11 protein-coding genes are annotated in these 12,564 nt (G+C 64.8%); 1 reads left to right on the plus strand and 10 read right to left on the minus strand.

Annotated elements, in window-relative coordinates; translation table 11 throughout:
* Positions 1-14 precede the first annotated feature (14 nt).
* From AC1VV3_RS03720 to cysD, 10 genes are all read right to left on the minus strand, one after another.
* The gene (locus AC1VV3_RS03720; RefSeq protein WP_465128106.1) at positions 15-842 is read right to left on the minus strand and encodes a TetR/AcrR family transcriptional regulator; all 828 of its coding nucleotides are present in this window, start codon (positions 840-842) and stop codon (positions 15-17) included.
* A 19-nt stretch (positions 843-861) separates the two neighbouring features.
* On the minus strand, positions 862-2,346 hold the full coding sequence (locus tag AC1VV3_RS03725) for an aldehyde dehydrogenase family protein (RefSeq protein WP_431567059.1): 1,485 nt from the start codon (positions 2,344-2,346) through the stop codon (positions 862-864).
* A gap of 47 nt (positions 2,347-2,393) precedes the next feature.
* Entirely contained in the window at positions 2,394-3,131 is a 738-nt protein-coding gene (locus tag AC1VV3_RS03730; RefSeq protein ID WP_314465627.1) for an SDR family oxidoreductase, read from the minus strand.
* A gap of 266 nt (positions 3,132-3,397) precedes the next feature.
* Positions 3,398-3,817 (minus strand): nuclear transport factor 2 family protein, encoded by a 420-nt coding sequence (locus AC1VV3_RS03735; protein WP_132263170.1) that lies wholly within the window; start codon positions 3,815-3,817, stop codon positions 3,398-3,400.
* A 47-nt stretch (positions 3,818-3,864) separates the two neighbouring features.
* The gene (locus tag AC1VV3_RS03740; RefSeq protein ID WP_431567060.1) at positions 3,865-5,565 is read right to left on the minus strand and encodes a class I adenylate-forming enzyme family protein; all 1,701 of its coding nucleotides are present in this window, start codon (positions 5,563-5,565) and stop codon (positions 3,865-3,867) included.
* A gap of 98 nt (positions 5,566-5,663) precedes the next feature.
* Positions 5,664-6,647 carry an acrylyl-CoA reductase (NADPH) gene (gene acuI / locus AC1VV3_RS03745; RefSeq protein ID WP_132263173.1) on the minus strand — a complete coding sequence of 328 codons (984 nt, stop codon included), beginning with the start codon at positions 6,645-6,647 and terminating at the stop codon, positions 5,664-5,666.
* Positions 6,648-6,944: 297 nt separating this feature from the next.
* The gene (locus AC1VV3_RS03750; RefSeq protein WP_431566837.1) at positions 6,945-7,613 is read right to left on the minus strand and encodes a TetR/AcrR family transcriptional regulator; all 669 of its coding nucleotides are present in this window, start codon (positions 7,611-7,613) and stop codon (positions 6,945-6,947) included.
* A gap of 73 nt (positions 7,614-7,686) precedes the next feature.
* On the minus strand, positions 7,687-8,436 hold the full coding sequence (locus AC1VV3_RS03755) for a 3'(2'),5'-bisphosphate nucleotidase CysQ (RefSeq protein ID WP_431566838.1): 750 nt from the start codon (positions 8,434-8,436) through the stop codon (positions 7,687-7,689).
* Complete coding sequence (gene cysN, locus AC1VV3_RS03760) at positions 8,436-10,373, minus strand: sulfate adenylyltransferase subunit CysN (protein WP_395394530.1); 1,938 nt, start codon at positions 10,371-10,373, stop codon at positions 8,436-8,438. The genes AC1VV3_RS03755 and cysN overlap by 1 nt, the downstream gene beginning before the upstream one ends.
* Positions 10,373-11,275, minus strand: coding sequence for a sulfate adenylyltransferase subunit CysD (gene cysD, locus AC1VV3_RS03765; protein WP_314465638.1), 903 nt, complete (start codon positions 11,273-11,275; stop codon positions 10,373-10,375). Before cysD ends, cysN begins: the two co-directional genes overlap by 1 nt.
* A gap of 198 nt (positions 11,276-11,473) precedes the next feature.
* Between cysD and AC1VV3_RS03770 the strand changes: the two genes are divergently transcribed.
* Positions 11,474-12,484 (plus strand): helix-turn-helix transcriptional regulator, encoded by a 1,011-nt coding sequence (locus AC1VV3_RS03770; protein ID WP_465128108.1) that lies wholly within the window; start codon positions 11,474-11,476, stop codon positions 12,482-12,484.
* The last annotated feature ends 80 nt before the right edge of the window (positions 12,485-12,564 follow it).

A 12,564-nucleotide genomic window follows, 5' to 3' on the forward strand; every position in this document is an offset into this window, starting at 1 on the left:
GCCTGGCCAGTCCCTTAACGGGACTGCGCCTCTTCTGCGGCCGCGCGCTCACGCGTGTCGCGGATGGCCAGCTCCATCAGCCGGGCGTTGATCTCGAGCAGGCTTTCGTCCCGCCGCCCGGGCAGCGTGCCCAGGATGCGCCGCAGCCTGCGGTCGGTCGCCAGCGTGATCGAACGCTCGATCCCGGTCATCAGCGTCGTGGCCATGAGCACGGCAGTATCGCCCAGGATTCCGCGCTGGTCCATCTGCGCCACGAACAGACCGATCAACGGCCGGGTGGAGTTGACGCGCTGATGCATGATGCGAACGTCGAACTGGTCCGCCATGGCATTGCGCAAGTGGAGCAGTCCGGTGTGGCGGGCCCAGAACTGGTGGTACGATCGCACGAAGGACATGGCGCGCGAGGACAAGTCGTCGTCAGGCCAATAGTCGCGGACTTGCGCGAAATATTCCTCCTGAGCGGTGCCCATGACCGGCTCGAGGATCGCCAGCAGCAATTCCGTGAAATCGGTGAAGTAGTTGTAGAGCGAGGTCATCCCCAGCCCCGCTGCACGCGCAACCGCGCCCAGCGTGACGGGTTCGTCGGTCTTCTCGACCAGTTCGATCGCAGCCGCGAGAATGCGCTCGCGCGTGATCCGACCTTTCTTGCCCAGCCGCTGTCCGTGAAGGTTGTGGCTGATCCCCGCACTGGCGTCCGTGACGGCCGCAGCCAGCAAGGGCGGCAAAGCGGAAAGCCCGATCGCCGCCTCGTCCCTGCCAGTCTCGTTCTTGCCAGTCTCTTCGGACGCTATCTTCTGATTCCCGGCAGCTTCTGGCCCGGCATCCTGCGACGTGGATTCCACCGGGCCGGGCCGTTCGCCGTCAGGCTGCCTGGACCTGGCCGACCGGCCAGGCGAGGATCTTGACGTCGGTGAACTCTTCAATGCCTTCAACGCCCCATTCGCGGCCCATGCCGCTCGCCTTGTATCCGCCGAACGGAATGTCGCCGGCAATGCACATGCCGTTGTTGACGCTCATCGAACCCGTGCGCACGCGCTTGGCGATATTGATGGCCCGGTTCAGGTCGCCCGAGCTGACACCGCCCGATAGGCCATAGGAACTCTGGTTGGCAATCCGCACGGCGTCCTCGTCGTCCTGGTAGGGAATGACGACAAGCACCGGGCCGAAAATCTCTTCCTGGGCGATCCGCATGTCATTGGTAACGTCCACGAAGCAGGTAGGCTCCACGAAATAACCGCCTCCCTTGTCGGGACGGATATTGCCGCCCGCCAGCAGGGTTGCGCCTTCTTCCTGGCCAAGGTCGATGTAGCTCTTCACACGCTCCATCTGACGCCTGGAGATCACCGGGCCCATGATATGCGCCGGATTGGCGATATCGCCCCAGTTGTCGCCGAAGTTGCCATAGGCGCCCTTGAGGATGGCCTTGGCTTCGTCGTAGCGGCTCCTAGGCACCAGCAGACGCGACTGCACGGCGCAGCCCTGCCCGGCGTGGAACACCAGCATCGCCATGCCCACTTCCATCGCGAAATTCGGCGCGTCGTCGAGCACGATCTTGGCCGACTTTCCGCCGAGTTCGAGGAACACGCGCTTCAGCGTGGGCGCGCCCTGCTCCATGATGCGCTTGCCGACGCCGGTGGAGCCGGTGAAGGAGATCAGGTCCACGCGCGGATCGGTGACCAGCATTTCGCCCGCCAGAGCCGGATCGGCGCCGAAGACAACATTGATGACGCCATCCGGGAAACCGGCTTCCTTGGCCAGTTCGCCGAAGATCGCGCCCATGCCCGGGGTATCCGGCGCGGGCTTCAGGATCACGGTGCAGCCGGCCAGCAGCGCGGCGACCATCTTGCCGATGTTCACATAGAGCGGCACGTTCCAAGGCGTGATCGCACCGACCACACCCACCGCCTCGCGTACGCCGACGCGCTTGTGGATCATGCCGAAGGCCGGCTTCTCGCCGTAGTCCTTTTCCCACTCCAGCTGGTCGAAGACGCGCATGTAATCGTCCCAACCGTCAAGCGCCATGTCGACATGCGCGCGGTTCACCGCGCCTTGCGCCGCGCCGGCCTCGTACATCGCCAGTTCGCCAAGACGCGGGCGCGCGGCTTCGAAGAGCTCGCGGTATTTCTTGACCAGCGCCACGCGCTTTTCGACATTGGTGGCCCAGTCGGTTTCGTCGAAGGCGCGGCGGGCCGCGGCAATCGCGGCGTTCACGTCATCGGCAGTGGCATCCGCGGCCTTGCCCACCGGCTCGCCCGTCCAGGGACTGATCACATCGAACGTGGCGCCGTTGCTGGCGCCGCGCAGTTGGCCGTCGATATAGAGCTTGGCTTCGGGAAGAGTGGTCATGTTCGGGTCCTTGGCGGAAACGGGTTCTTGCACGAGATCGGGAGCGTTCATGGGCGGCGCGCCCCGACCGAGACGTGCAGCACGCGCACGTCTGGCGGCAGGTCGAGCACTGAGCGGAACACGCCGGTGACGTTTTCGGTCTGCGAGATCGGCCGCGTGCGCAGGTCGATGCCCTTTGCGGCGCAACCGCCGTGGAAGCGCATGGCCGCGTCCTGATCCCAGCCCGGCGCGGTCTTGCCCGGTTCGTACATCGGCCCGGCGCGCACGGTGGTGACGCGGATGCCCGCGGGCTCCAGTTCCTCCACCAGGGCCTCCGTAAACCGCTCGAGGCCTGCCTTGGTGGCCTGATAGAGCGAGAGCATCACGAAAGGCACGGCGATGGATTCGCTGCCCACGTTGATGATCTGAGCCCCCGTCTCCATCATCGGAATGGCCGCACGGCAGCAGTAGATCGGTCCGTTGAGGTTGGTGGCGATGATGTCGTTGATCTGCGCGTCGGTAGCCTCGGCCACCGTGAACGGCTCGTAGATTGCGGCATTGTTGATCAGCACGTCGATCTTCGGGTGCTTTTCAGCGATCGCCGCGAAGGCCTTGCGCACGGATTCGGCAGAGGCGACATCGCATTCCACGGCCATGGCCGCGCCGCCGATTTCGCTCGCGAGTTCCTGCACCTTGGACAGCGTGCGCCCCAGCAGGATCACGGTTTCCCCCTCACCGGCGAAGCGCCTTGCCAGCGCACGTCCGAGGCCGGCCCCGGCGCCAGTGATCACGATCGTCTTACCCACGCATCCTCCCGCTTTTACGGCTATCGAGTGCCGGTGCTTGCCGACACGATTTCGCACACACTAGCCTCTCCGCAAGCCGCCGCCTATCGCGGCGACGATGGTTCGACGGGAGCGTCCCCGCGATACCTTGGCCGCGAAGAAACGCGCCGATACCGCCCCCTCACCGCCCGGATCGGCGGGCTTCAAACCGGCATCGCTTCCCGGTCTTGAGGAGCCTTCCCACACCCGGCGCGCCCGCCGGGCGCCGCTCTTCGAAACAGCAGTGGTCAGGAGGGCCGGGACATGTCCACGATCAGCCGGGACAACGTCTGCCTGGCGATCTTCCAGCCTTCGGCCGTCCGCACGCAGGTCTCGTGATAGTGCCCGTAGCCGGTGAGCGCGAAACTGTCCTTGATGACGCGGTCCTGCATGGCCCAGATCACTTCGACCTTCCCGTCGTCCAGCTTCATTTCCGGCGAATGGATCTGATGCGCGGTCTTCGCGTCCGCCAGCGACTGGCGGACCATGGAGACGAACCTGTCCCGCCCCTTTTCCAATGTGCCGCCGGCCGGGCGCGTGTCGATCTCGCAATCCTCGGTAAAGAGCGCTGCCCAGCCGTCCCAGTCCTTGGTGTCGAGCAGGCGGCAGTAACGGGCCTTGAGATTGCAGATATCCAGCCAGTCCCCGAAATCGAGTGCCTGTGTCATGCGCTTCTCCCCTCTGGCGTCAGCTTGGCCCTGTTATCCAGGCCCGGTCAGCCTGGACTCACTTCCGCTTCCAATCGTTCGGCGGCCAGCTTGCGCAAGTCCGCGGTCTTGATCTTGGCGCTGCCCGTGGTCTTGAGGTCGCCCTCGGCCACGAAGAGCACGCGGCGCGGCACTTTGTAGCTCGCCAGCTTTTCCTTCGCGAAATCGCGGATCGCACCGGCATCCGGGCGCGACCCATCGACTGCGACGACGCAGGAAACCACCAGTTCCCCCAGAAGATCGTCCGGCACGCCGACGGTCTGCACCATCTTCACTTCGGGATGGGCACGGATCACTTCGTCGATCTCGATCGGAGAGACGTTGGCACCGCCGGTCTTTATGATGTCGTTCAGGCGGCCTTCCCAGAACAGGCGGCCCTGCTCGTCGATGTAGCCGCCGTCCGCGGTGCGCAGGAAACCTTCGCCGTCGAGCGATTCGTCCAGCGGCACGCCGAGATAGCCGAGCATCAGCGTCGGGCCCTTGACGGCGATCTCGCCGCGCTCGCCCAAGGGCATCGTCGCGCCGGTCATCGGATCGACGATCTTGATCGTGGAGCCGGCGGTCGGCACCCCGTGCGACTTGCCGGCGATCGCTTCCGCCGTGCCTGAGGCGAAGACAGAGATCAGCGTGAACGTCTCGGTATTGCCGAAGGCCTGTGCTGGCTCGCGCCAGTCGGTATCGATCGTCTGGTGCTGTGCGCAGGGCGTCAGCGCGTCGATATAGTGCATCGCCGAAAGGTCGACGCTGTCGTAATTCGACGCTGCCATGAGCTGCGCCCATTGGTGTGGCCAGGCGAGCATCATCGACGCCTTCTCGGCCTCCATCAGCGCCAGCGCTTCCTCGGCATCGAACCAGCGCTGGAGCACCAGCGACCCGCCACATCCAAGCGTACCGCCCAGCGCCATCGAGAAATTGCCCGACCAGAAGAAGCCGTTGGCCGACCAGGTGCGCGGTGGCACTTTGACGTCATACCACTGCGGCCAGCGCCAGAGTTGCAGGCAAACACCGCGATGCGCCGACAGAATGCCCTTGGCCTTGCCGGTCGAGCCGGAGGAGAAGAACAGCACGCCGGGATCGCTGGGCTGCACCGAGGCTGCGGCGGCATCGACGAGCGCCGGATCGACACTGTTGCCGCGCGCGAGGAACGTGCTCCAGCCTTCGATCGCGCCGAGGCCTTCGTCGCTGTCGATCACCGCGAGATGGCGCAGGAACGGGAACTTGGTGGAAGCGACCTCGCCCGGCTTGGCCGTGCCGATCTGCGGTTCGAGATCGACGAGGGTCTGCGCGAAATCCTTCTTGAGGACGCGGCGTTCGAGCAGCAGCACCGAGCAGCCGCCCATCTGCAAGACGGTTTCGAGTTCCGCCGGCGTGAAGAAGGTGCTCACCGTCATGGCGACGCCGCCCGCGAGTGCGGTGCCGAAGACGCCGGAGAGGAATTCGAGCCGGTTCGTCGCCAGCACGCCGACACGCGTGCCCTTGCCGACGCCGCAGGCCGTGAGCGCGCGGGCAACTTCCATTGAGCGGGCCCAAAGCTCGTCGTACGTCCAGCGCTCGATCTTGTCGCCAAGGTGGATCACCGCCGCTTCGGACGGGCCATAACGACGCGATACCTCGCGGACGAAGCCGCCCAGCGTAAGCGGGCCGATGCCTTGCTCTTCCGCCAGCGGAATGCCGTTTGCGATGGACAAGCCTGCGGTTACCTCGACCATGCGTTCCTCATCGTCCTTGCGCGCCTGCGGCCCGCTTGTCGCATCAAAGTACAGGCGCGGCGGGCGGCTCCCTCAAGCCGCCTGCCGCGCCGGCTGCATCAGGCGTTCACGTCAACGATGTAACGGCCGGTGACCTCACCGGACATGAACTTGCGAGCAGCCTCGATGGCATCGCCCAGCCCAATGGTCTGGCCGATGGTTTCGAGTGCGGCAGGGTCCAGATCCTTGGCGAGACGGTCCCAGGCCTTCAGGCGCTTCGCCTTGGGGGCCATGACGCTGTCGATCCCCAGCAGCGAAACGCCGCGCAGGATGAAGGGCATGACGGTCGAAGGCAGATCGAAGCCCTGCGCCAGACCGCAAGCGGCAACCGCGCCGCCGTACTTGGTCTGGGCGATGGCATTGGCCAGCGTGTGGCTGCCGGCCGTATCGACGACACCGGCCCAGCGCTCCTTCTGGAGCGGCTTGCCCTTCTCGGAAAGTTCGGCGCGGTCGATGATCGTCTCTGCGCCCAGCGACTTCAGGTAGTCCGCCTCGCCCGGCTTGCCGGTGAGCGCGGCGACCGAGTAGCCCAGCTTCTTGAGGATCGCGATGGCGACCGAGCCGACGCCGCCAGTGGCACCGGTGACGAGGATTTCGCCCTGATCGGGGGTCACGCCCCAGTCCACCAGCGCATCGACGCAGAGTGCGGCGGTATAGCCGGCCGTGCCGATCGCCATGGCCTGCTTCGGCGTGAAGGCGGAGGGCAGCGGCACCAGCCACTCGCCCTTGAGCCTGGCTTTCTGCGACAGGCCGCCCCAGTGCCCCTCACCCACGCCCCAGCCGTTGAGCACGACGGTATCGCCGGCCTTCCAGTCGCCATGGCTGCTTTCGGTAACGGTGCCGACGAGGTCGATGCCGGGCACCATCGGGAACTTGCGCACGACCGGCGAAGCGCCGGTAACGGCCAGGCCGTCCTTGAAGTTGAGCGTCGAGAACGCGACGTCGATGGCGACATCACCTTCGGGCAGCGCGCTTTCGTCGAGCTGCTGGAGAGCGACCGTCTGGCCCTCATCGGTCTTGTCGATCACGATAGCGGAAAACATGGCATACTCCCTCAGGGGCCCTTTCCGGCCCGACGATGCAGGCCCTAGCTGAAAGGGAATATGCGCCGCTGCGTCAATGCCGGCGCGCCACGGCATCGCCTAGGCGAAGCGGCATCATGGGCAGGGTATCCGAAGCTGACAGGAAAGCCGTCTTTTCGCGATTTTGCTCGAACCTGTTCATTCGTCATTGCGAGCGCAGCGAAGCAATCCAGAGTCGCTTAAACCGCCCTGGATTGCTTCGCTGCGCTCGCAATGACGAGGAGAAGAAAAGACGGGCCGCATGAGAGCGACGTCGCCTCAGCCGCCCGGCGAAACCCCGTGCGCGGCGAGCAAATCCGCCACCTTGGGGAACGCCTTGGCCCGCATCGTACCGTACATCGAAAGCCGCAGAATCTCGCGCGAGTAGCGGCGCGACAGTTCCTGGCGCTCGCTCTCGTCAGCGGCATGCGCGCGGGCGAGGATCGGCCAGAAGAACACCCCGGCCAGGTTCATCACCGAATAGACCTCGAAATCGATACCCGGCTCCGCCAGATCGGTGCCCGCAAAGCGGCCGAGCGAGCCGCAATACTCCCGCCAGAACGGATCCTGCGCCGGGTTGGGCGAGGCCAGCACCTGCTGGAGCCAGACGCGGCAGATGTCCGGATTTTCCATCGCGAAATCGCATAGCCGCTCGGTCAGCGCGACCACGTCGACGTCCTCGACGCGGCGCTCTCCGACAGTTTCGGGATCACCGAAAACGGCGTGGAACAGCTTGTCGGAGACCCACTGCATGGTCGCCTCGATAAGCTTTTCACGCGTTTCGAAATGCTGGTAGGCGGTGCCGCGATTGACGGCGGCGAGATGGGCGACGGCGGAGAGGCTGACGCCCTCAGGCCCGTCCTTGGCCAGCAGGTTGGCAGCGGCATCGAGGATCACCGCGCGCGTCGCGACCGGGTCGCGCGTCCTGCGCCTGATTTTCGCCTCCATGCTCGCCCCTCTCATTATCAAAGGGCGAGCATAGCGGCAGGCTTACTAATCGACAATGTTGATCAGCTTGACCTCAGAGGAAGGCTTTGACCTTTTCCAGCACCAGTTCTGCGTGCTCCTGCCGGCAGATCAGCAAGTCCGGCATATAGACGTCTTCCCGATTGTAGACCAGCGGGCTGCCGTCGATGCGTGAGACGTGGAGGCCCCAGCCCTGGGCGACGGCGGCAGGCGCGCAGCTGTCCCACTCGTACTGGCCGCCGGAATGGAGGTAGATATCCGCCTCCCCGCGCAGGATCGCCATGGCCTTGGCCCCGGCCGATCCCATCGGAACGAGTTCGGCGCCGATGGCTTCGGCCACGCCGGTCGCTTCCTTGGCGGGACGCGTGCGGCTGACGACCATGCGCAGCCGCTCAGGTGCGGGCGGCACTTCGCCCGGCTGGTCGGAGCGCAGGACCACACCCGCACCGGGAAGCGCGACCGCCCCCAGCACCGGCGCGCCGTCCACCGCCATGCCGACATGGACGGCCCAGTCCGCGCGCTCCTCGCCATATTCGCGGGTGCCGTCGACCGGATCGACGATCCATACCCGCTCCTTGGCCAGACGCTCGGCATTGTCCTTCTCCTCTTCGGAGAGCAGCCCGTCTTCGGGCCGCTGCTCGCGAAGGGCATGGCAGAGGAACTGGTTGGCGGTCTGGTCCCCCGCCTTGCCCAGCGACTTGCCCGAGAACAGGCCGGAGGCCCGCACGTCGAGCAGGATCTTCCCCGCCACTTCGGCCAGATGGGCCGCGAGATCCCCATCGGTCAGGCTACCGTTCAGGCTCATCAGGCGTCTCCCAGCAGCGTATCGACGATCAGGTTCGCAGCGTCTTCCGGCGAGATCAGCGTGGTATCCACGCGGATTTCCGGATTGCGCGGCGCTTCGTACGGGCTGTCGATACCCGTGAAGTTCTTCAGCTCACCCGCACGCGCCTTCTTGTAGAGGCCCTTGACGTCGCGCGCCTCGGCCACCTTCAGCGGCGTGTCGATGAACACTTCGAAGAACTCGCCCTCAGGCAGCATCGAGCGCACCATCTCGCGGTCTGCCTGGAAGGGCGAGATGAAGGCGGTGATGACGATGAGGCCCGCGTCGGTCATCAGCTTCGAGACTTCGCCCACGCGGCGGATGTTCTCGATGCGGTCGGCCTCGGTGAAGCCCAGGTCCTTGTTGAGGCCATGACGCACGTTGTCGCCATCGAGCAGGAAGGTGTGCCGGTTCATCCGGTGCAGCTTCTTCTCGACAAGGTTGGCGATGGTCGACTTGCCGGAACCCGACAGGCCGGTGAACCACAGCACCGCCGGGCGCTGGTTCTTGAGGCCAGCGTGCTGCTTGCGGTCGATGTCCACGGCCTGCCAGTGCACGTTCTGCGAACGGCGCAGCGAGAAGTGGATCATGCCCGCCGCCACCGTGGCATTGGTCATCTTGTCGATCAGGATGAAGCCGCCCAGCGTCCGGTTGTCGGCATAAGCCTCGAACACGATCTGCTTGTCGGTGGTCAGTTCCGCCACGCCGATCGAGTTCAGCTCCAGCGTCTTGGCCGCCAGCTTCTCCATCGTGTTGACGTTGACTTCGTACTTCGGCTCCTGAACCGTCGCCGAAACCATCTGCGTGCCGACCTTCAGCCAGTAGGCGCGGCCGGGCACCATGGCCTCATCGGCCATCCACACGAAAGTCGCTTCGAACTGGTCGGCAGTCTGCGGCGGATTGTCCGCGACCGAGATCACCGAACCGCGCGAACAATCGATCTCGTCGGCGAAGCAGACGGTGACCGACTGGCCCGCAACCGCTTCTTCCAGATCGCCGTCATAAGTGACGACGCGGGTGATCGTGCTGGTCTTGCCCGAGGGCAGGACGCGGATCTTGTCGCCCGCCTTCACCGAACCGGTGGCAATGAGCCCTGAGAAACCGCGGAAATCGAGGTTCGGACGGTTCACCCACTGCACCGGCAGGCGCAGCGGCTTGTCGGCATCGACCGAGGACAGGACCTCCACCGTTTCCAGATGCTCGACCAGCGTGATGCCCGCGTACTGCGGCGCCTTATACCACGGGGTCTTGTCCGAAAGCGTGGTGATGTTGTCGCCCTTGAAGCCCGAGATCGGCAGAGCGGTGAAGCTCTCGATCCCGATTTCCCGCGCGAACTCGCCATATTCCTCGACGATCTTGTCGAAGACTTCCTGGCTGTAATCCACAAGGTCCATCTTGTTGACGGCCAGGACGATGTTCTTGATGCCGATGAGATGGCACAAGTACGAGTGGCGGCGCGTCTGCACCAGCACGCCCTTGCGCGCATCGATCAGGATCACCGCCAGGTCGGCGGTGGAGGCGCCGGTCACCATGTTGCGGGTGTACTGTTCGTGGCCCGGGCAGTCGGCGACGATGAACTTGCGCTTCTCGGTGTTGAAGAAGCGGTAGGCCACGTCGATGGTGATGCCCTGCTCACGCTCGGCGGCGAGACCGTCGACCAGCAGTGCGAAGTCGATTTCCTGGCCCTGCGTGCCGACCTTCTTGGAATCCGACTGGAGCGCGTCCAGCTGGTCCTCGAAGATCATCTTCGAATCGTAGAGCAGGCGCCCGATCAGGGTGGACTTGCCGTCATCGACGCTGCCACAGGTGATGAAGCGCAGCATCGTCTTGTGCTCGTGCTGGACGAGATAAGCGTCGATGTCGTCGGCGATCAGCTGGTCGGTGACGTAGACCGCTTCCTTGGTTTCGATATCGGCCATCAGAAGTACCCCTGCTGCTTCTTGACTTCCATGCCGGCACCGCCGGCGTCCTTGTCGATGGCGCGGCCCTGCCGCTCCGATGTAGTGGTGAGGAGCGTTTCCTGGATCACTTCGGGAAGCGTCTTCGCCTCGCTCTCCACCGCGCCGGTCAGCGGGTAGCAGCCGAGCGTGCGGAAGCGGATCGAGCGCTCCACGGGAACCTCGCCCGGCTGGAGCGGGAAGCGTTCATCGTCGACCATCAGCAGCATGCCGTCACGCTCCACGGTGGGGCGCTTTTCGGCGAAGTAGAGCGGCACGATCGGGATGTCGTTCAGGTGGATGTACTGCCAGATATCCAGCTCGGTCCAGTTGGAGATCGGGAAGACGCGGATCGATTCTCCGCGCGCCTTGCGGGCATTGTAGAGGTTCCACAGTTCCGGGCGCTGGTTCTTCGGGTCCCAGCCGTGCGAGGAGGTGCGGAACGAGAAGATGCGTTCCTTGGCGCGGCTCTTCTCCTCGTCGCGGCGGGCGCCGCCGAAGGCCGCGTCGAAGCCGTACTTGTCGAGCGCCTGCTTCAGGCCTTCGGTCTTCCACATGTCGGTGTGGAGCGCGCCGTGGTCGAAGGGATTGATGCCCTTCTCGATGGCTTCCGGGTTTTGATAGACCAGCAGTTCCATGCCGCTCTCACGCGCCATCTTGTCGCGCAACTCGTACATCGCCTTGAACTTCCAGGTCGTGTCGACGTGGAGCAGCGGGAACGGCGGCGGCGAGGGATAGAAGGCCTTGCGGGCAAGGTGCAGCATCACGGCGCTGTCCTTGCCGACCGAATAGAGCATCACCGGCTTCTCGGCCTCGGCGACGACTTCGCGGATAATGTGGATGCTCTCGGCTTCGAGGCGCTCCAGGTGCGTGAGTGTCTTCATCAGGTTTCCTCTGCCGGGGCGCGTGCCCGTTGGCTGTTTCCTCTGGCTCTGTCTCAAACCGAATCGCAGGGATGACATTTGCGCGAACCTCCCATATGGGAGGGTATGGCTCTCACCAGCAACGACGAGACTGATCTCCTGATCCCGCTCTTTCAGGGAAGTGCCGAAAATCCGCGCTTTTCGACATTTCTGGAAAGATTGCGCCGTCGCACCCAAGCCGATTACGTCAGCCTGATCCTTCGCATGGGCGATGGGCCACATGCCGTAATCGTGGAAAGCTACGCCGGAATCGACCTCAGAAAACGCGCCCGCGAGTCGGAAACGCAAGGCCCGTTCGACCTCGACCGTTACCTCTACGATGGGCTGCGACCGGGCCGCGTCTATTCGATCGGGGAGATGATCGATCACGACCCCGTGGCGCGCGCGGATCGCAACCGGCGCATGGCGAAGCTCGGCATCGGCGATGAGCGTGTGGTGCGGATCGCGGGGGGCGAGCGTTACAGCGCGTGGCTGATGATGGCCCGCACGCGCGAGTGCACGGCGTCCGACAGCGCCCTGCTCTCCAGCCTGACACCCTATGTCGCCATCGCGGTCGAAAACCTCGTTTCGATGGACCGCGAGCGGATGGCGGCGCGGATCAACGCCATGGGACTGGAACGCACGGGCAAAGGCTGGATGCTGCTCGACGCCGAGGCGCGCGTGGTGGCGGCCGATCCGGCGCTATCGCAGTTCTGGCAGGAGCACTGCGGCGCCGCCCTGCGCCCCGGCGAGCGCGTGCTGGGGCTCGATCTCATGGCAGAGCGCAAGCTAGCGGGCGTGGCGGCGGAAATGGCGCAGGATCGCTCGTTGACGGCACGGCCGCTGTTGCTGCGGGAGAAGCCGCATGTCGAGGCACTTTTGATGCCGGCCGAGGATGCAGCGGAACAGGCCCTCGCCGCGCCGGCCCTGCTCGCGCTCTGCACCCTTCCTCGCGCACTTTCCGGTGATGGCGCGGACCGATTGGCCGAAGTATTCGACTTGCCCCGGCGCGAGGCGGAACTGGCGATGGCGCTGGCGGACGGCCACTCCATCACCGAAGCCGCCGAGCGCATGGGGCTGACTTTGGAAACGGCGCGAAACTACTCCAAACGGCTCTATGCTAAGCTGGGCGTGCGCGGACAGGCGGAATTGGTGCGGCTGGTTTACGAGAGCAGTGCGGTGATGGGGTAGTGCCGCAATATCATTCACGCCCTGACTACACCTAAGGCGACTACCACCTGAATAGTACGTCACAAGCTATCGCAACCACC

The sequence above is a fragment of the Novosphingobium sp. BL-S-34 genome, assembly GCF_056857015.1.